Genomic DNA, 20,304 nt, shown 5'->3' with positions numbered 1-20,304 from the left:
ATCTGCAAACGGATCGGAAGATAAAAATAAGTTAGAGAGACGCGACCACCCGGGTTGTCAGGGAGTTAGAGTTAATTTTGGTAAAGCTGGAAGAATATAACATTCTGGTAATTGACGAGAATCCCGATCGCGCAGCCATTGTCGAACGTGGCCTGGTCGAAAGCGGATATGCCCGCGTCGCCCGTATCGGGACGTCACATAATCTGGTCGAACGCATTCAGGCGCTGGCGCCTGATATCATCATTATTGATCTGGAAAACCCGGACCGTGACACGCTTGAACAAATGTTTCAGGTGTCGCGCGCCATTGCCCGCCCGATCGCGATGTTTGTTGATCAAAGCGACGCCTCAATGATCCAGGAAGCCGTATCGGCCGGGGTCAGTGCCTATGTGGTGGACGGTCTGCGACAGGACCGCATTCGCCCCATCGTCGAAATGGCGATATCGCGCTTCAATGTTTTTGATCAGCTCAGACGCGAACGCGACGAGGCGCAGGCAAAACTCAATGAACGCAAACTGATCGAACGGGCCAAAGGCATCCTGATGAAGGAAAAAGGCCTGTCCGAAGAAGATTCTTATGCGCTGCTGCGCAAGAACGCCATGAAACAGAATCGCAAGATTTACGAGATCGCCCAAAGCGTCATCACGGCGTTTCAGTTGGAGTTTTGAGGAATGGCTGAAAAGGTTCGTCTTGGTTTTGTCCCGCTTGTTGATTGCGCCATACCGGTTGTCGCGCGCGCGATGGGCTTTGCCGAGCAGGAAAATATTGATCTGGAACTGGTCCGTGAAATGTCATGGGCGGCCATTCGCGACAAGCTGTCCTATGGCGTGTTCGAAGCAGCCCATCTTCTGGCAGGCATCCCGATTGCGGCCCGTCTTGGCCTTGGCGGGGTCCCGGTTCAGCACATTGTCGTGCCGATGGCATTGGGGCGCGGCGGAAATGCGATCACGGTTTCAACCAGATTGTATCAGCGCATGCTTGAAGCCGACCCGGCGGCAATGCATGGCCCGCGCGGACTTTCGGGCCGCGCCCTTAAAAAGGTGATTGATGAAGATCGGGCTGCGGGTCGGCCGGTCATGTCCTTTGCGACGGTATTTCCGTTCTCCAGCCATAATTACGAGCTGCGCTACTGGATGGCGGCGGCCGGGATCGATCCGGATCGGGACGTGAATATCGGTGTGATTGCCCCGCCGCGCATGTTTGACAGTCTGCGCAATGGCTGGGTCGATGGTTATTGCGTCGGTGAGCCCTGGAACCAGCGCGCGGTATTTCATGGCGATGGCGTGATTGTCGCGCTTAAGGATGATATCTGGCCGCGCAGCCCGGAAAAGGTTCTGGGCATTCGCGAAGACTGGGTGAATTCCAGCCCGGAAACGGTATCGGGTCTTGTTCGTGCCCTTGTGCGGGCCGCCGAATGGGCCGATCAGCCGGGCAATCGTTCCGAACTGGCGCAAATGTTGTCTGAAGAATCCAACGTCGGTGCGCCCTATGAAATTCTTAAGGCGTCGCTGGGCGGGCGGCCGGTTCTGCGCCCGGGCGAAGCCCCGACCGATATCCCTGATCGCCATGTGTTTTATCGCTATACCGCCACCTTCCCGTGGCTGTCACAGGGAAGCTGGGTTGGCACACAGATGAAACGCTGGGGACAGGTGCCTGCGGATTCCGATCTTAATTCCGTGGTGCGCCAGGTTTATCGCCCCGATCTGTATCGCGCGGCGGTGGCTGATCTTGATGTCGCAGTGCCCAAACATGACTGGCGGGTCGAAGGCGCAAATGATGCCGATGACCGGTCCTTTGTCGGGCCGGACAGTTTCCTTGATAATACGGTTTTTGATCCGGAAAAGGTCAGCTGATCGGCGCTATCGGGAAGACGGGCTCGGGATCAGGTGCCAAAACTGTCCGTGCGGAAAACGCCCGGGCGGACCGCATCGATGGCCTCCATGATCTGGCCGGGAATGAATACCCGGAAAGTGGCGCCCTGACCTGGCGGACTTTCGGCCCATATTTTTCCCTGGCAATGTTCGACAACATGGCGGGCAATCGCCAGTCCAAGGCCCGACCCGGATGGTTTTGGCTGATCATCGGCATATTTGCCGCTGCGCGAAAACTTGTCGAAGATGGTTTCAAGTTCGGTCTGGGCAACCCCGCGGCCATTATCGGTAATCGATACCAGATATCCGCCATCCATGGCCTCACCGCGTACCGTGACGCTGGGATGGTCGGGATCGGCAAATTTGGCGGCATTGGACAAAAGATTGATAAACACCTGTGTCAGGCGGTCGCGATCAACATGCAGCAATACCGACTGACGTGAAAACTCGGTCGTGAGCTGCACGGCGCGACTGTCAAACAGTCCCTTGACCGCTTCGACACTTTCATCAAGTACGGTACGCGGATCGACATCAACTGCGCGCCAGTCTGAATGTCCTGCTTCAAGCCGGGCCAGATCAAGATGGTCATCAATCAGGCGGGTCAGGCGTTCGCTTTCGCGGACAATGATCGACAGGAAATGTTCGACCTTGTCATGTTCAAGGTTGGGAGTATCGACCAGAATTTCCGAAAATGACCGGATCGATGTCAAAGGTGTCCGGAATTCATGGCTGACCATGGTCAGGAATTCATCCTTAAGCCGGTCAAGCTCCTTGAGCCGGTCATTGGCGGCCCGCAATTCGGCGGCGGCTTTTTCCAGTTCATGGGATTTTTGTTCAAGCCGCTGGGAATATTCGATCACATGTGATGTTTCTTCAAGGATCTCAAGGACTTCTTCAAGACTGACCATTTCGCCCTTGGCAACCGATGACACCATCACGCGCGCCGATGCTGCCCCGATGGACCCGGCAAGCAATCGTTCGGTAAAGGCAATCATATCGGCATCTGCTTCGCCCTTGCCGCGCCAGGATGTGTCTTTTTCCCAGCCGAATTCGCGGAAGGAATGAAAGGCGCGTTCGCGTCCCAGAAACCGTTCAACCAGTTCATACAGATCATCAATCGATGCCGATGACCGCCAGATCACCGTATCCTGTCCTTTGCGCGAAAAGGCATCGACAAACAGGGTCGCCTGAATACGTTCAAGCGCGCTTGGCTGGGTGAACAGGCTGATCAGCACGTAAAAGGCGGTATTAAGCGAAATCGACCAGATCAGCGCATGGGTCAGCGGGGCAAATCCGGTCAGGCCCAGCAGGTTTTCGGGCCGCAACCACGGATGCCCGAATGCGCCGTTCTGGATCAGGGCCGGGTCCATCCAGCCACTATCGGCAAGGGATGGCAGCAACAGGGTATATCCCCACAGCGCAAAGCCGACGACAAGCCCGACCTGCGCGCCGGTTTTGGTGCCGCCTTTCCAGTAAAGGCCACCAATCATGATCGGAATGAATTGCGCGGTGGCGGCAAAGGAAATCAGTCCGATTTCGGCCAGTGCATCGGTGGCCCCCGCCGACCGGTAGTATGCAAAGCCCAAAAACACCACGACAACAATCGATGCGCGGCGGATGAAAATCAAAAGTCCGGTCAGATCATCGCGTTCGGTCAGACGCAGCGGCTTGATGCGCAAAAGTGCGGGGACAATCAGGTCATTACAAACCATGGTCGACAATGCGATGGTGGCAACAATCACCATGCTTGTGCTGGCCGAAAGCCCGCCGACATAGGCCAGCAGTGCCAGCATCGACTGGTTTTCAAACAGTGGTACGGAAATGACGAAAAAGTCCGGGTCCGCCCAGGCGGGCAGGGCGCCAAGCCCGGCAAGGGCGATGGGCAACACAAACAGGTTCATCAACAACAGATAAAGCGGAAAGGCCCAGCTGGCCGTGGCAAGATGGCGTTCATCGACATTTTCAACAATGATCACCTGAAACTGGCGCGGCAGGCACAGGATTGCCGCCATCGACAGCATCATAAGCGTCAGCCAACGCGGCGCGCTGTCTTCGCGCAAAAGCAGCAATTGCGCCGTATCGGGATTGGCCGCGGCCTGTGCAAACAGATCACCGATCCCGCCATACATCACAAAGCAGACAAAAATGCCGACCGCCAGAAGGGCGAACATCTTGACCAGACTTTCAAAGGCGATGGCGGCAACCATGCCTTCGTGATGTTCATCGGCATCAATAAAACGCGTGCCAAACAGAATGCCAAATAGCGCCAAGCCCAGGGCCGCCCAGAAACCGCTATCGGAAAAGATCGAAAGACTGTGCTGTGCGGTTTCGACCATGCCATGGTCCCAGACGGTTAAAACCGTATAGCTGGTTGCAATCGCCTTGAGCTGAAGCGCGATATAGGGCGTGGTGCCGACAACCGCGATCAGGGTGACAAGCACGGAAAGCTGGGTGCTTTTGCCGTAACGCGATGAAATGAAGTCGGCGATGGAGGTGATGCGATGGGCCTTGGAAATGCGCAGCATCTTGCGCAACAAAAACCACCAGCCCAGGAAAATCACCGTCGGACCAAGATAGATCGTCAGATATTCCAGTCCGTTGCGCGCCGCCGTTCCAACCGCGCCATAAAATGTCCAGGATGTGCAGTAAACTGCAATCGACAGGGTATAGACCGTCGGGTTCCGGACCCAGGAATGCCCATCGCGGGCCCGTTTGTCGCCCCACCAGGCAATGGTGTAAAGCAGCCCGACATAAAAAAGCGAAACGAAAATCACCAGTTCCGAGGACAGCATTTTTATCGCCCCTCGGATTGCGCCGCGTTGCGCAGGGCGCGCGTCAACAGCGCGCAAAATATGATCAGAATTCCCCAGCCGGCAAAGAAATAGACAAACAGGATCGGCAACCCGAATACCATGCCATCAAGGGAAAACATCCCGACAAGTGGCGGTATCCAGAGAAACAGGGCGACCAGCATCAGGGCAAGCGCACGTTCTGTCAGTCTGCGGGGTGGCGTGATGGGAATGTCTCCTGATTGTCGGTCGGAAAACGGTCTTTATGCGGTGTTTTCAGTTATCTGCCCGTTCAAGTAGGGCACGCACCCGCGACACCACATCGCGGGTCGAAAACGGCTTGGTGACAAAATCGTCAACGCCAAGTTCCAGCCCCTTGCGCCGGTCAACTTCGCGGGTTTTGGCCGTCAGCATCATGATCGGGATCAGTTTGGTATTGGCATCGCTGCGCACCGCGCGCACGACTTCAAACCCGTCACAGCCGGGCATCATGACATCAAGCAAAACCATGTCTGGCGCATCGCGGGCGATCATGGAAATCGCGGTCTGGCCGTCGGTGGCCACACGCACGTCATAGCCTTCCTTTTCCATAAGAAAGCTTAGGGATTCGACAATGGTTTCCTCATCTTCAGCAATCAGGACCTTTGGTCTCTCATTCAAGGACATTCTCCCCGATTTTTCTGATTCTTATGATGGTAATCCTATCTGTTAATTTAAGGAATTATAATGCTACTTTGGGTGGGGGCAAATCTGGCGGGTTTGTGCGGTTGCCAGCCGGCAAAATGCCGGTGAAAACAACCCGGGGTTCCGACCGTGCGCGCCATTACGCCCGACTGGACCGGCCATCGGCGGTGTCAGACATTTCATAGGCGCGCTGTGCGCAATCTTCACGCGGGCACTGGCGACAGGCAATGCCGACCGGAACGGCGGATTCCGGACGTTCAAGCGGCAAGGCATCGGCATAGATCACCTCATTGGCAAATGCCGTGTCGCAGCCGATCATGACCGAATGAACCGATTGCGGCGTGCCATAGCCGCCAGCCCCGGTGCGCAAGGCCCGGGCCACAAACAGATATTCGCTGTTGTCAGGCAGGCGCACGAATTGCGAAATCACCCGTTCCGGCGCCAGATATGCCTCATGCACGGCCCATCGCGGGCAGGCGCCGCCATATCGTGGCAATTGCAGGCCGGATGCCGAAAATCGTTTGGAAATATTGCCGGCGATGTCGGTGCGGATCAGGTGAAAAGGGACACCTTCTGCGCCGGGGCGTCGCAATGTGGTCAGCCGGTGACAGATTTGCTCCCAGCTTGCCGCATAGCGTTGCTGAAGCAATTCGATATCGTGGCGCAGATCGTGCGCATCGGCCAGAAACGCATCATAGGGCAGGATAAGTGCCGCCGCGCAATAGGATATCAACGCCTCATAGGCGCGCATGCGTCCGGCATCGCTGCTGATATTGGCGGTGGCAAGAACCGCATTGACCGTATCACCAGCTTCAAGTTTGCAGATGGTTCGGGCGGCCTGAAACCGCGCCGATGTGATCGGAAGCGCGCGCGAAATGCGCAACGTTTTTTGTTCTGTGTCCCAGTGATATCCGTTGGTGGCAAAGTCTTCGGACGGCAGGCGTTCGACCCGGATATTATGCGCACTTTCAAGGTAATTGATCAGATCGGTCAGATAAAGTCCGCCATCGGGATCAATCTCGGGGCGCAGTCTGGCGGCACTGTCTTCAAGGGCTGGAAAGTAGTTGGCATTGTCATAAAGCAGATCATCGACTTCTTCGGCCGGGTTGTTGGCCGGGCGCCCGGCATTTCCGCGTTCAAGAAAGTTGAAAATCTCGGTCGCGGATTCCGCCAGCCGATGGGATTCCTTGACCAGTGTTGCGTTGAACCGGGCGCGCTGTTGCGGTGACAGGTTGTCGTAATCATCAAAAATCTCGGCAACTGTGCGGATCGATGTGATCCGCGTCAGGATCGAATGGCTGGCCTCGGTCAGGAACGGATCGTGGCTCAGGCGTTCGGACAAGGCGTCGACCTCGTCAAGGCCGCTGCGATAGGCACGGTACAGGGCAAGAAACGCGCTGATCATTCCCGGTGCTGCTGCAATCATCGCGGGGAATTCGCGGCTTTCGATCGGGGTATTGTAAAAAACCGGATCGGATGCGGCTTCGCTCAGATCTGCAAGCAGGCGGCCTTCTTCCGATCCCGACAAGGTGTGGGGATGGATGTCCAGAACGGCTGCGATCCGCATCAGCAACCCGCCGCCGATCGACCGGCGGTTATGTTCAATCAGGTTCAGATAGCTCGGCGAAATCCCGGCGGCTTTTGCCAGGGCATTTTGCGTCATGCCGATATCTTTGCGGCGGCCGCGAATGCGGTGTCCGATGGGGGCCTGGCGGGACATGTGGCGACCTCAATCTTGACAAAATTTACAAATTTTCATCTCTCTCGCCAATATATTTACAAAAAAATCGTTATATATCAACTCAGTGTTGATTCATTTTCAGAACGTGGCCATTGTTTTGACAGGTCGTGAAAAAAACCAACCAGAAAACAGACCTCAGATTTCTCTGAAACAGATCCCAAGACATTGGGGAGGAAAACCATGTCGGAGACTAAAAATACCCGAAATGTAACTCGTCGTACGATCCTGAAGGGGACAGCTGCGACGACCGGTGCGGCGCTGATCGGTGGCACGTTCCCGATGCATTTCATCAAGAATGCCCACGCCCAGACTTTCCGTGGCGATCCGGGTAGTTCAGGCAGTGTGAAACTCGGCTTCAACGTACCGCAGACCGGTCCGTATGCCGACGAAGGCGCTGACGAATTGCGTGCCTATCAGCTTGCGGTCAAGCACCTGAATGGTGAAGGTGACGGCGGCATGCTCAACACCATCAAGCCGCTTGAACTCAAAGGAAACGGTATTCTCGGCAAGAAGGTCGAGTTCGTGACCGGCGATACCCAGACCAAGTCCGATGCCGCACGTGCATCTGCCAAGCGCATGATCGAAAAAGACAATGTCGCAATGGTTACCGGTGGTTCGTCATCGGGTGTTGCGATTGCCGTTCAGGGTCTTTGCCAGGAAATGGGCGTCATCTTCATGGCGGGTCTTACCCACTCCAACGACACCACGGGCAAGGACAGAAAGCGTTATGGCTTCCGCCACTTCTTCAACGCTTATATGTCCGGTCAGGCAATTGCGCCGGTGCTCAAGGATGAATATGGCACCGATCGCCGCGCCTATCACCTGACGGCGGATTATACCTGGGGCTGGACCCAGGAAGAATCGATCAAGGCCGCGACCGAGAATATCGGTTGGGAAACCGTCAACACCGTCCGGACCCCGGTTGGTGCGGGTGACTTCTCGCAGTATATCACGCCGGTTCTGAACTCGGGTGCGGATGTTCTGATCCTGAACCACTATGGCAAGGACATGGTCAACTCCCTGACCCAGGCGGTTCAGTTCGGTCTGCGTGACAAACAGGTCAATGGCAAGAACTTCGAAATCGTTGTTCCGCTGTATTCGCGCCTGATGGCACAGGGTGCCGGTGATGCTGCCAAGGGCATTTTGGGGACCACCAACTGGCACTGGTCGCTGACCGATCCGGGTTCGCAGGCCTTTGTCAAATCCTTCGGTCAGGAATACGGCTTCCCGCCGTCCCAGGCTGCACACACCTGCTATGTCCAGACGCTGCTTTATGCAAACGCCTGTGAAATGGCCGGTACGTTCGCACCCTGGGAAGTCATCAAGCAGCTCGAAGGGTTCGAGTTCGATGGCGCGGGCAATGGTCCGACCCTGTACCGTGCGGAAGATCACCAGTGCTTCAAGGATGTTCTTGTGGTGCGTGGTAAACAGGAACCGCAGTCCAACTTTGACCTTCTTGAAGTCGTCAAACAGGTACCGCGTTCGCAGGTTGAGTATCCGGCCGACATGTTCGGTGGGGAGCTTGGCCCGTATCAGGTCTGATACAGCCCAAGTGATGCAAGCAGGGCCGGCCATTTCCCAGTGGTCGGCCCATTTTGCCCCTCAAGATGTCCCAACGGTCTTTTCATTAAGTCCTTTACGAATACGCGGCGGATAACTGATGGACGCTATATTTCTTCAAATTCTCAACGGTCTGGACAAGGGCGGGGCCTATGCGCTGATTGCACTTGGCCTGACTTTGGTGTTCGGCACGCTTGGCGTGGTGAACTTTGCCCATGGCGCCATTTTCATGATGGGCGCCTTTTGTGCTGTTACGCTCGAAAAAATCCTGACCTTGTCTGTGCGGGTCAAGGATGAGTCCGTGACCTTCTTTGATGCCTATAAGGAAACCCCTTATCTCGAAGTCTGGTTCGGTGAAACCGGCAAGGCGATCATTGACTGGTCCGTGCCGCTTTCGATCATACTGGCGATACCCGTGATGCTGTTGATCGGTATTGTGATGGAACGCAGTCTGATCCGGTATTTCTACAAGCGTCCGCACGCCGAACAGATCCTTGTGACTTTTGGTCTGGCCATTGTGTTGCAGGAACTGGTCAAATCCTTTTTCGGGGCCAACCCGATCCCGCAAGGTGCCCCTGATATTGTGGCGGGTTCTGCGGCAATCGGTGCGGTTTTCGGATTGGGTGAGTCGGTTGTCTATCCGTGGTGGCGTCTGATTTATCTGGCCTTCTCGCTTCTGACCATCGGGCTTGTCTTTTCGTTCCTGCATTTCACCACCTATGGGATGGTGGTGCGTGCGGGCATGGCAGACCGCGAAACGGTCGAACTTCTTGGCATCAATATCGAACGGCGATTTACGATTGTGTTTGGCATCGCGGCGGTGGTCGCCGGTCTTGCCGGGGTGATGTACACGCCTGTCCTGCCACCGGATTATCATCTGGGCATGGACTTCCTTGTACTGTCATTTGTTGTGGTGGTTGTCGGGGGTATGGGCTCCTTGCCCGGTGCGGTGCTTGCAGGTTTCCTACTGGGCATTCTGCAATCCTTCTCGTCCATGACCGAAGTGAAAGACATCTTCCCGGGCATTGACCAGATCATCATTTACCTTGTTGCCGTCGTCATTCTGCTGACCCGCCCGCGTGGTCTGATGGGTCGTCGGGGCGTGATGGAGAGCTAAAATGACAAACACAAAAATCGTCTCCCCCAAGCAGGACCTTCTTTACATGGCGATCCTGTCGGTGGTGGTCCTGACCATGCCGATCTGGTTGCAGCCATTTGGTGCGGCCTATCCCGATCTGATGCAGAAATTCATGATCTTTGGCATTTTTGCCATCGGCTATAACATTCTGTTCGGGTTGACCGGTTATCTGTCATTCGGGCATGCGGCCTTTCTCGGGGTGGGGTCCTACACCGCTGTCTGGTCGTTCAAGCTGCTGTCGATGAATGTCATTCCGGCTTTGATCTTTGGCACCATCCTGTCGGGTCTGTTTGCTCTTGCCATCGGGTTTGTCAGCTTGCGCCGGTCGGGGATTTACTTCTCGATCCTGACGCTGGCCTTTGCGCAGATGTCCTATAACCTGGCCTATTCGGTGCTGACCCCGATCACCAATGGTGAAACCGGTCTGCAATTGACCCAGGGTGATGCGCGCGTTCTCGACCGGATGGCCGGGATCGAAGCCGATGCGTCGCTTCCGACCCCGAACCTGTTCGGGATCGAAGGGATCGGCTATTCGGGCTTTTATATCTGTGCGGCCCTGATGCTGATTTCGTTCTTTATCTATCTGCGCATTTTCCGTTCGCCCTTCGGGCTTAAACTGCGCGCGATCAAGTCCAACCAGAACCGCATGGGCTATACCGGGTACAATACCCGGCCCTATCTGATGACGGCCTTTGTCATTTCGGGGATGTATGCCGGGCTTGCCGGGTCGCTTCTGGCGGTGACCGATCCGCTTGCCGGTGCGGAACGCATGCAGTGGACGGCCTCGGGCGAGGTGGTTCTGATCACCATTCTTGGCGGCGTCGGCACCCTGATCGGTCCACTGCTTGGTGCGGGTATCATCAAGTATTTCGAAAACATCTTCTCGGCCTTTAACGAGACGGTGCTTCTGAATGCCTTTTCGTTCCTGCCGGACTGGCTGGCGCATCCGGTTGCGGCTGTGGTCGGGTTGTTCGTTGGCGAAGGCTGGCACCTGACCCTTGGTCTGGTCTTTATGCTGATCGTGATCTTCCTGCCTGGTGGCATCATGGAAGGGATCAGCCGTCTTGCACGACTGGTCACCAACCGCAACAAGGCCGAACCGAAATCCGGCGCACATGAAAACAAAGAAAAAGAACAAGCATCGGCGGGGGAGGTCTGATCAATGTCTGAATACATTCTTGATGTAACCGATGTAGACAAGAATTTTGGCGGTTTGCGTGCGCTTTCCGACATCAATCTTCGGGTCAAGGAAGGCACGGTTCACGCCATTATCGGACCGAACGGTGCCGGGAAATCGACCTTGCTGAACGTGATTGTCGGGCGTCTTGCCCCCAATCGCGGGCGGGTTCTGCTTGGCGATCAGGTTCTGACCGGCAAGCAGCCCCACGAAATCAACCAGCTTGGTGTGGCGCGTGTGTTCCAGACCCCGGAAATTTTCCCGGAACTCTCGCTTTTGCAAAATGTGATGGTTCCCGCCTTTGCCAAGCGCGATGGCGAGTTCAAGTTGGGCTTCCTCAAAAGCCTGTTTGCCGAAAACGAGATCCGCGAACATGCCGAACATCTGCTGGAAGATGTCGGGCTGATTTCGCAAAAGGACAATCTCGCGGGATCGATGTCGCGCGGTGACAAACGGCGTCTCGAACTGGCCATGTGTCTGGGACAGCATCCCAAGCTGTTCCTGCTTGATGAGCCGACGGCGGGCATGTCGCGTCATGATACCAATCGCACGATTGATCTGCTCAAACGGATCAAGGAACGCGGCATGACCAAAGTGATCATTGAACATGACATGCATGTTGTCTTCAGTCTGGCCGATCGCATCAGCGTGCTGGCACAGGGGGCGATCATTTGCGAAGGCACGCCCGAAGAAGTCCGCAATGATCCCAGAGTAAAAGAAGCCTATCTCGGAGGGGAAGCAGTATGAACGCGCTGCCAAAACAGGAACCTGTCCGCAAACAGGGCGGCGACCCGGCCTTTTTCTCGGTCTATGACCTGCACGCCTATTATGGTGAAAGCTATATCGTTCAGGGGGTGTCCTTTGACATCCGCGAAGGCGAAATTCTGGCTCTTCTTGGCCGAAACGGGGCGGGAAAAACATCGACCCTGCGTGCGCTGGCCCGCATGTCCGACCCGGAAGTCAAACATGGGGAAATCTGGCTTGATCATCAGCCATTGCACACCATGAAGGCGTGGCAGGCCGCCCGTCTCGGATTGCAGCTTGTTCCAGAAGACCGCCGGATCATTCCGGGCATGACGGTTCAGCAAAATCTTGAGCTGGCCCAGATTGCCGAACCGATCGGCTGGTCGGTCGAACGGATCTATGAGCTGTTCCCGCGCCTTGGCGAAAGGGCGGAACAGGAAGCCATCACGCTTTCGGGTGGTGAACAGCAGATGCTGGCGATCGGGCGGGCTTTGGCGCGCGATATCAAGATATTGCTGCTTGATGAACCGTACGAAGGTCTGGCACCGGTGATTGTTCAGGAAATCGAAAAGACGCTTCAAAACGTCAAGAAACTGGGCATCACCACCATCATCGTTGAACAGAATGCGATCGCGGCCCTGAAACTTGCCGATCGCGCCATCATCATGGATAGCGGCGAAATCGTCTTTGACGGGACTGCACAGGCTGTTCTTGATGATGCGGAATTGCGTGACCAGTATCTGGCCATCTGATTTCCGAAAAATAGGGGGGTGTCGCCGAGGCTTTGTTGTAAGGGGGGCTTCGGGACAGGTAAGGCCGCGCCAGCAGGTGCGGCCTTTGCCATTTTGATCCTAAAGATCGGGGCTGACGGCCAGTCCTTCGAAATCCTTTAACACGTTTAAAACAATCGATGTTTTGACATGTTGCACGGAATCATGGGGCAGCAGCACCTCGTTGACGAAATGCGACAGTGCGGCCAGGTCTTTGGTCGCGACTTTCAGGTGATAGTCCATTTCCCCGGTCAGGGAAAAGGCTTCAAGGACTTCGGGTAAGTCGGCCAGAAGGCGGGCAAACCGTTTGGCATTGTCGCGGTTATGGGTGGCAAGGGTCACCGAAATCACCACCAGCAACCCCAGACCCATCTTCTGACGGTCGATATCGGCACGATATCCGCGAATGACCTTGTCTTCTTCAAGCCGGGCACGACGGCGCGAACATTGCGACGGCGACAGCCCGATCCGTTCTGACAGATCGTTGTTGGTCAGACGCCCGTCGCGCTGCAATTCCGCAAGCAGTTTAAGGTCAAGTCGATCAAGTTGCATGTTATACGCGTCCATTTACACAATCATGCATGATGTGTGCATTAGCTGGCGGAAATCAACCCAAAATGCATGCACGTTGCATGCGGTTTGGCGCACGATTGGGACATAACAAGAATTCGAACAGTTCCAGAAATTCGAATGTTTCAATCAAAGGAGACTTCCGATGGGTCCGTTCCCGCATGATGCCCCCCGTGCCACCATCAGTGATGATAACCCTGCCGGAACCGACGGGTTCGAATTTGTCGAATTCGCCCATGAGGATGCCGAAAAACTCGAAACCCTGTTTGCCCGCATGGGCTATAGCCCGGTGGCCAAGCACAAGACCAAAAATATCACCGTCTGGCGTCAGGGCGATATCAATTACATCCTTAATGCCGAACCAGGCTCGCATGGGATGAAGTTCGTTGAAAAACACGGCCCCTGCGCACCGTCGATGGCATGGCGTGTGGTTGATGCCAAACATGCCTTTGATCATGCGGTGTCCAAGGGGGCGGAACCGTATCTGGGCGATGACAAAGCCATTGATGTCCCGGCGATTGTCGGCATTGGCGGATCGCTGTTGTATTTCGTCGATAAATATGGCGATACCGGATCGGCCTATGACGCGGAATTTGACTGGCTGGGCGAACGGGATCCCAAGCCCGAAGGTGTCGGTTTCTATTATCTCGACCATCTGACCCATAACGTCTATCGCGGCAATATGGATAAATGGTGGGACTTCTATCGCGATCTGTTCGGGTTCAAGCAAATCCACTTCTTTGACATTGCCGGTAAAATCACCGGCCTGGTCAGCCGTGCGATCACATCGCCCTGCGGCAAAATCCGCATTCCGCTGAATGAATCGACTGACGATAAAAGCCAGATCGAAGAATATCTTCGCAAATACAAGGGCGAAGGCATTCAGCATATCGCAGTCGGTACGGATGGTATCTATGACGCCACCGACAAGCTTGCGGCCAATGATCTGAAATTCATGCCCGGTCCGCCGGAAACCTATTACGAGAAATCCCATGACCGTGTGAATGGGCATGACGAACCGATCGAACGGATGAAAAAGCATGGCATCCTGATCGACGGCGAAGGGGTCGTTGATGGCGGCATGACCAAGATCCTGCTTCAGATTTTCTCAAAAACCGTGATCGGGCCGATCTTCTTTGAATTTATCCAGCGCAAAGGCGACGAAGGCTTTGGCGAGGGCAATTTCCGTGCTCTGTTTGAAAGCATCGAAGAAGACCAGATCCGCCGTGGCGTTTTGAAAGTTGATGCTGCGGAATAGGTCCGCCAACCCCATATCCAGTTCAGGGCCGTGTGTTACGCGGCCCTGACGGTTTGTTGTTATCGCAGTTGGATTGACCGCCATGCTTGATAAACCGACCCGTGACCCGGCCAATCCGGCCGTGGATCAAGCCGATCTGAAATATATGCCCGGTTTCGGCAATGATTTCGAAACCGAAAGCCTTCCCGGTGCCCTGCCGCAGGGGCAAAATAGCCCGCAAAAATGCGCCTATGGGCTTTATGCTGAACAGCTTTCCGGTTCGCCCTTTACCGCGCCACGCGGCACCAATGAGCGGTCCTGGCTGTATCGTATCCGGCCCAGTGTCAAACATAACGGGCGATTTACCGTCCTTGATCACCCGCATTGGAAAACCGCCCCGTGCCTGAATGATCATAGTCTTGCCCTTGGTCAATTGCGCTGGGATCCGGTGCCGATGCCAAAAGACGCAATCGATTTCATTTCGGGCATGCGCACCATCACGACGGCGGGCGATGCGATGTCGCAATCGGGCATGGCAAGCCATGTCTATGTCTGCAATGCCGACATGGTCGATGACTATTTCTTTGATGCTGATGGTGAACTTCTGATCGTGCCGGAATCCGGCACGCTTCGGATATTTACCGAACTTGGCGTGATGGATGTCGCCCCGCTTGAAATCGCCCTGATCCCGCGCGGCATGATGTTCAAGGTCAGCATCCTTGATGCCGGGATTGATGGCGGGGCGCGCGGCTATGTCTGTGAAAATTATGGTGCGAAATTCACGCTGCCCGACCGCGGGCCGATCGGGGCGAACTGTTTGGCCAATCCGCGTGATTTCAAAACACCCGTTGCCGCCTATGAGGATAAGGAAACCCCGTGTCGGGTGCGGGTGAAATGGTGTGGGCAGTTTCACGAAACGTCGATTGGTCATTCGCCACTCGACGTGGTGGCGTGGCACGGCAATTACACACCGTTCAAATATGATCTTCGGACATTCTCGCCGGTTGGCGCGATCCTGTTTGATCATCCCGATCCGTCGATCTTTACGGTTCTGACCGCACCCTCGGGCGAGGAAGGCACGGCAAATGTCGATTTCGTGATTTTCCCGCCGCGCTGGATGGTGGCTGAACATACATTCCGCCCGCCATGGTATCACCGCAACATCATGTCGGAATTCATGGGCCTGATTTGCGGGCAATATGATGCCAAGGAAAAGGGATTTGTTCCGGGCGGCATGAGTTTGCACAACATGATGCTTGCCCATGGTCCCGATGCATTCGGCTTTGAGAAGGCATCAAATGCCGAACTCGGCCCGCAGAAACTTGATGGCACCATGGCGTTTATGTTCGAAACCCGCTTTCCACAGCAATTGACCAAATTCGCCGCCGAACTTGAAACCCTTCAGGATGATTATCTTGATTGCTGGTCCGGGCTTGAACGCAAATTTGATGGCACACCCGAAGGCCGGAAATAAAGGCAAAACGATAAGATGAAACTTGCATCCCTTAAAAACGGCACCCGTGATGGTCAGCTGGTTCTGGTAACCCGTGATCTGGAATCCTATGTCGATGCCAGCGCGATCGCGCCAACCCTTCAGACCGCCCTTGATAACTGGTCGGTGATCGCACCGCGTTTGCGCGAACTATCCGATGAAATCGAAGCCGGTTCCACGATTGCCAGGCGCGTCACGCTTGATATGGCAGACCTTCATTCCCCATTGCCACGCGCCTATCAGTGGGCGGACGGATCGGCCTATGTCAATCACGTGGAACTGGTGCGCAAGGCCCGCGGGGCCGAAATGCCGCAAAGCTTCTGGACCGATCCGCTGATGTATCAGGGCGGCTCTGACAGTTTCCTTGGTCCGCGCGACGATATCCTGATGGCCGATACCGCCTGGGGCATCGATATGGAAGGCGAGATTGCGGTCATCACCGATGATGTTCCGATGGGCGCAAGCCTTGATCAGGCCCGTTCTGCCATTCGGCTGATCATGCTGGTCAATGACGTATCGCTGCGCGGTCTTATTCCCGGCGAACTGGCCAAGGGGTTCGGCTTCTTCCAGTCCAAACCGTCTTCGGCATTTTCGCCGGTTGCGATCACGCCGGATGAACTGGGTGATGCCTGGGACGGGGCGAAGCTTCATCTGCCGCTTCATGTTGATCTGAATGGCAAGCCGTTTGGACGGGCCAATGCCGGGATCGACATGACATTTGATTTTGCCCAGCTTATTGCCCATGCTGCACGCACACGCCCGCTGGCGGCAGGCACGGTTATCGGGTCGGGGACGGTATCAAACAAACTTGATGGCGGACCAGGCAAGCCGGTCGATCAAGGTGGGGCTGGGTATTCCTGTATTGCTGAAATCCGCATGATCGAAACGATTGAAACCGGTGCGGCGATAACCCCGTTCCTGCAATTTGGCGACCGGGTCAAAATTGAAATGCTTGATGATCATGGCCGGTCAATCTTTGGTGCGATTGATCAGACCGTTCGTCAATACAAGCCATAAGGACCGAATATGGGCGAAGTCGTCCTGTATGATTACTGGCGATCATCGGCAAGTTACCGGGTGCGGATTGCGTTGGGGCTGATGAATATTCCTTATCGGACGGTGCCGATTGACCTTCTGGCCGGGATTCACAAGGTCCCGGACTATCTCAAACGCAATCCCCAGGGGCTGGTGCCCGCGCTTGAGATTGACGGGATCATGATGACCCAGTCGGTATCAATCATCGAATTTCTTGATGAAACAAGGCCGGGGCAGGGATTGCTTCCATCCGAAACCCTTGCCCGGCAACGCGTGCGCGCCCTGACACATGTTATTGCCATGGATATTCATCCCATCTGCAATCTGGGTGTGGTGCGTCATGTCATGGATTTGGCATCCGCCAGTGGCGAAGACGCGGACACGTTCCGGCATGACTGGATGGAGAAATATATCGGCGGTGGCCTGGCCGCGTTCGAGGCCATGCTGGCAACGCGCACGAATGAAGGTGGCGATGGCAACAAGACGGACGGTGGAAAATTTTGCCATGGCAATCGCCCGTCCATGGCCGATATCTGCCTGATCCCGCAGCTATACAACGCACGCCGCTGGAATGTGAGCCTTTCTCACTTTCCGCGGATCAGGGCGATCGAGCAAAGCTGTCTCGCCATTGATGCCTTTGCCAATGCCCATCCCGACAGGTGCCCGCGCTAGATTGTATTTTTACTTCTCAACACAACGATTCTGTATATGCTTTGATATCTTTAAAATATTCAATTGCATCGCGCAGTCTTGAGTAATGGAAATATCCAAGCTTTTATATGATTCTCTTCCACTAACTCGGGTTGGGTTTTTGCCGAAAACCGAGGAAGTGATTTTTGCGCAAGATTACTCATGCTTTGCTTCTATGTTGGAGGAATATATTTCTTATGGAGTTGCAAGAATTTACATGCCGAATTCAGCTCCAGAGGTGTCGTCAATTGATGAGATGCCAAAAATTTTAAAATGCAGGGTTAAATTATTTGACGACAGTTATGAAATTGACGCTTCTCACAGAATTCTGCACGGTTTGAGAAAAGAGTTTGGTGTTGTCTTTACTGAAGACGGTATTCAATTAAAGTTTAAGTCGAAATCTGATCGAGATATTCGCTCGCCTATGGTTGAACTGCACTCGCTTGTCAGGAAATTGGCAATAGGGTTCAACCATAGTCTTCAGGTTGACATCGAACTCGAAAAATCAATTGAGCTGCTGAGGTTCATGAGGGGCAAAGTTCTGGATGGGCAAACCCGAGTGATACTAGCTCAGCTCGAGGCTGTTCTCGGTACATATTCGGCAGTGAATTTTGATGCGCCCTCGTTGGTCAATAGAACCAAGCCATCCGACACTATTTTGATGTTTGATCGCTTGATCAACGATGAAACTTACTTAGAGTACTCGCATAATATTGCTAGGCTGTCTGATCCGCTCTCGAGAAACGACGCCTTAATGCATATCCGGTTGCTTGGCGGGAAAATTCGTAAGTTTGAACCGCTTTCTGCTGTCTGGAATTACGTGGCAAAAGTGATTAGCGTTTCTGCTGCAGGGATTCCGGTACCGGATACTGGATTAATTGCTTCGCTAGTGAAAAACCGACCATTGCCTTCAATTATCGACCTGACGCAAGCGCGGTCAAAGGCTTTCTGTAATTGGAGTAATACTAATAAAGTTGAGACTCCTCTTGACAGTAAAGGTAACCCTGTTGTTGGCGGTGAAGTCCAATGGATGTCTCCATCGCTCGGCACCAAAATGATCAATCCACAGCGAGATGACGTTGTCTCAATCAATGGTAGGAAGCTGCGCGACGCTCTGAGTAAGCTTTTAGACAAAGAAGATTAGGTTATGCCAGCTGATTAAGAATGCTTCGACCGCTTTCGACTGAATGCCGTTAAGCTTTTGCATCAGAAACCCCGATTGCCATGCCATCGCTTCGCGGATCATGGGCGCCGTCAACAAAGCCGTCATCGTCAATGCGAATGATTCCCGCCTGACCGGCAAGCGCGCTTTGGGCTTCAATAGCGCGCAGGATGTGACCACGCTTAGAAAGCGTATCAAACACGTCATCGCCGGCATCGACTTCAAGCTTCAGGCTGTCATTGCTGTCGGAAAATGTCTTGCCCAGAAGGAAGCGCGGCTTGGCAAGGGCGTCGGCTGGTGACAGGCCGAAATCAAGAACACGGGTCAGCAACATCGCTAATGTTTGCGGCTGTCCGTCAGCACCCTGGGTCCCATACAGCAGATGCGGCTTGCCGTTCCTAAGGGCCAAACCGGGATTAAGCGTATAGAACGGGCGTTTGCCGGGTTTGAAGCAGTTCGGGTGGTCCGGATTGGTGGTAAATGCCGCACCCCGGTTCTGCCAGACAATGCCGGTATCACCGGCAACCACCCCGCTGCCCCAATCGAAATACGTACTTTGCAGAACACTGGCGCAATTGCCCTGCGCGTCCCTGGCCGCAAGGAAAACCGTATCGCCATGTCGGAACGGATGGGGCCAGTCCATCGCGGTTTCAGTCGAAACGGACATGGCTGCGCGTGCCAGATTTGCGGGATCAAGCATTGCGGTAAAGTCGGTTTGGGCGAAATCGGGATCACCGATCTGATCGCGTTCTAGAAAGGCCTGCTTGATGGCCTCGACCACCAGATGGAAATGACCGCTATTGCCTTCGGTCCAGTTTTTGGTTCCCAGTTCGCGCAAAACCCCCATGGTCATCAGCGTTGCCAGTCCCTGGGTCGGGGCAGGCGGGGCAAACAGGGTGACATCACCATAATCAAGGGAAACCGCATCAACCGTGCGGGTGCGGGTGTTGGCAAGATCCGCCTTGGTGATTGGTGATCCGACCGCTGAAAGCCCGGCAACAATGCGCTCCGACAGGATGCCTTCGTAAAAATCGCGCGCGCCGTTTTGCGCGATCAGTTTCAGGCTTTCGGCCAGTTGCGGCTGATAAAACATCTCGCCCGCTACCGGCATTTTGCCGTTGGGGGCAAAGATATCGATAAAGCCGGGCCAGTTGGCGATGTCATCTTTGCGGAAATCAAGCCAGAAGCATTGTGATGCACTGATCGGAAAGCCGTTTTCGGCAAGATCAATGGCGGGTGCAATCAGATCGGAAAGCGTCTTTTTGCCGTCCCAATGACGCGCCGAATGATCCAGCGCATGTTGCCAGGAATCAACCGTGCAGGCAGTGGTCAGGGTTGAACCCGGACCGCGCAGGGGGATCGGTTTGCCCGGCGTGGCATGACTGCCGGGATTTGCGACCGCCTGTCCGATGCCCAAAAAGGATTGTACCTTGCCCGATCCGTCCGACACCATCCAGACCGCGTCCCCGCCAATGCCGCAGAAATGCGGGTATGTTACCGCTAACATTGCCGCTGTTGCGATCACGGCCTCGATCGCGGTGCCCCCATCGCGCAGGACTTTTGCACCGGCTTCGCTGGCAGCCGTACTTGGGCTTGTGATCATGGCGCGATGGCGGTGGATGGATGCGGGATCGGACATGGTCG

The 20,304-nt window shown here is 54.9% G+C and carries 18 protein-coding genes; 12 read left to right on the top strand and 6 right to left on the bottom strand.

What is annotated here, in order from left to right; all coding sequences use genetic code 11:
* The first annotated feature begins 77 nt into the window (after positions 1-77).
* Positions 78-668 (top strand): ANTAR domain-containing response regulator, encoded by a 591-nt coding sequence (locus tag AUQ42_RS00455; protein ID WP_068516981.1) that lies wholly within the window; start codon positions 78-80, stop codon positions 666-668.
* Positions 669-671: 3 nt separating this feature from the next.
* Positions 672-1,853, top strand: a complete 1,182-nt coding sequence (locus tag AUQ42_RS00450; protein ID WP_068516980.1) for a CmpA/NrtA family ABC transporter substrate-binding protein — start codon at positions 672-674, stop codon at positions 1,851-1,853.
* Positions 1,854-1,882: 29 nt separating this feature from the next.
* Here the strand turns inward: AUQ42_RS00450 and AUQ42_RS00445 are convergent, their stop codons facing one another.
* The 4 genes from AUQ42_RS00445 to AUQ42_RS00430 form a co-directional block, all read right to left on the bottom strand.
* Complete coding sequence (locus tag AUQ42_RS00445; RefSeq protein WP_068516979.1) at positions 1,883-4,663, bottom strand: sensor histidine kinase; 2,781 nt, start codon at positions 4,661-4,663, stop codon at positions 1,883-1,885.
* Positions 4,664-4,665: 2 nt separating this feature from the next.
* A complete protein-coding gene (locus tag AUQ42_RS00440; protein WP_068516978.1) occupies positions 4,666-4,845 on the bottom strand; it encodes a hypothetical protein in 180 nt (59 codons plus the stop codon).
* 91 nt (positions 4,846-4,936) lie between these two features.
* Positions 4,937-5,320 (bottom strand): response regulator transcription factor, encoded by a 384-nt coding sequence (locus AUQ42_RS00435; protein WP_369813515.1) that lies wholly within the window; start codon positions 5,318-5,320, stop codon positions 4,937-4,939.
* A gap of 163 nt (positions 5,321-5,483) precedes the next feature.
* Positions 5,484-7,064 (bottom strand): helix-turn-helix domain-containing protein, encoded by a 1,581-nt coding sequence (locus tag AUQ42_RS00430; protein ID WP_068516976.1) that lies wholly within the window; start codon positions 7,062-7,064, stop codon positions 5,484-5,486.
* Positions 7,065-7,265: 201 nt separating this feature from the next.
* Between AUQ42_RS00430 and AUQ42_RS00425 the strand changes: the two genes are divergently transcribed.
* From AUQ42_RS00425 to AUQ42_RS00405, 5 genes are all read left to right on the top strand, one after another.
* Positions 7,266-8,627: an ABC transporter substrate-binding protein gene (locus AUQ42_RS00425; protein ID WP_114113046.1), complete on the top strand. Its 1,362-nt coding sequence runs from the start codon at positions 7,266-7,268 to the stop codon at positions 8,625-8,627.
* A gap of 118 nt (positions 8,628-8,745) precedes the next feature.
* Complete coding sequence (locus tag AUQ42_RS00420; protein WP_068516975.1) at positions 8,746-9,762, top strand: branched-chain amino acid ABC transporter permease; 1,017 nt, start codon at positions 8,746-8,748, stop codon at positions 9,760-9,762.
* A 1-nt stretch (position 9,763) separates the two neighbouring features.
* Complete coding sequence (locus AUQ42_RS00415; RefSeq protein WP_068516974.1) at positions 9,764-10,942, top strand: branched-chain amino acid ABC transporter permease; 1,179 nt, start codon at positions 9,764-9,766, stop codon at positions 10,940-10,942.
* Between the two features lie 3 nt (positions 10,943-10,945).
* Positions 10,946-11,707 carry an ABC transporter ATP-binding protein gene (locus AUQ42_RS00410; protein ID WP_068516973.1) on the top strand — a complete coding sequence of 254 codons (762 nt, stop codon included), beginning with the start codon at positions 10,946-10,948 and terminating at the stop codon, positions 11,705-11,707.
* Positions 11,704-12,456: an ABC transporter ATP-binding protein gene (locus AUQ42_RS00405; protein ID WP_068516972.1), complete on the top strand. Its 753-nt coding sequence runs from the start codon at positions 11,704-11,706 to the stop codon at positions 12,454-12,456. Before AUQ42_RS00410 ends, AUQ42_RS00405 begins: the two co-directional genes overlap by 4 nt.
* Positions 12,457-12,555: 99 nt before the next feature.
* Here AUQ42_RS00405 and AUQ42_RS00400 read toward each other — a convergent pair whose 3' ends face one another.
* Entirely contained in the window at positions 12,556-13,041 is a 486-nt protein-coding gene (locus AUQ42_RS00400) for an Lrp/AsnC family transcriptional regulator (RefSeq protein WP_231856631.1), read from the bottom strand.
* A 148-nt stretch (positions 13,042-13,189) separates the two neighbouring features.
* On the opposite strand from AUQ42_RS00400, the gene hppD reads away from it, so the two are divergent.
* The 5 genes from hppD to AUQ42_RS00375 all read left to right on the top strand — a co-directional run bounded on the left by hppD (position 13,190) and on the right by AUQ42_RS00375 (position 18,642).
* Positions 13,190-14,302 (top strand): 4-hydroxyphenylpyruvate dioxygenase, encoded by a 1,113-nt coding sequence (gene hppD, locus AUQ42_RS00395; RefSeq protein WP_068516971.1) that lies wholly within the window; start codon positions 13,190-13,192, stop codon positions 14,300-14,302.
* An 82-nt stretch (positions 14,303-14,384) separates the two neighbouring features.
* Entirely contained in the window at positions 14,385-15,755 is a 1,371-nt protein-coding gene (hmgA, locus tag AUQ42_RS00390) for a homogentisate 1,2-dioxygenase (protein ID WP_068516970.1), read from the top strand.
* Between the two features lie 15 nt (positions 15,756-15,770).
* A complete protein-coding gene (locus tag AUQ42_RS00385; RefSeq protein WP_068516969.1) occupies positions 15,771-16,790 on the top strand; it encodes a fumarylacetoacetate hydrolase family protein in 1,020 nt (339 codons plus the stop codon).
* Between the two features lie 9 nt (positions 16,791-16,799).
* Positions 16,800-17,480, top strand: coding sequence for a maleylacetoacetate isomerase (maiA, locus tag AUQ42_RS00380; protein WP_068516968.1), 681 nt, complete (start codon positions 16,800-16,802; stop codon positions 17,478-17,480).
* Between the two features lie 85 nt (positions 17,481-17,565).
* Positions 17,566-18,642: a hypothetical protein gene (locus AUQ42_RS00375; protein ID WP_068516967.1), complete on the top strand. Its 1,077-nt coding sequence runs from the start codon at positions 17,566-17,568 to the stop codon at positions 18,640-18,642.
* A gap of 49 nt (positions 18,643-18,691) precedes the next feature.
* Here AUQ42_RS00375 and AUQ42_RS00370 read toward each other — a convergent pair whose 3' ends face one another.
* Positions 18,692-20,299: a gamma-glutamyltransferase family protein gene (locus AUQ42_RS00370; RefSeq protein ID WP_197460750.1), complete on the bottom strand. Its 1,608-nt coding sequence runs from the start codon at positions 20,297-20,299 to the stop codon at positions 18,692-18,694.
* Positions 20,300-20,304 lie beyond the last annotated feature (5 nt).

The organism is Thalassospira sp. MCCC 1A02491 (genome assembly GCF_001613785.1).
GTDB classification, from domain to species: Bacteria; Pseudomonadota; Alphaproteobacteria; order Rhodospirillales; family Thalassospiraceae; genus Thalassospira; species Thalassospira povalilytica.
The sequence above is the reverse complement of the archived record's forward strand: the minus strand, read 5'-3'. Positions and strand labels throughout refer to the sequence as shown.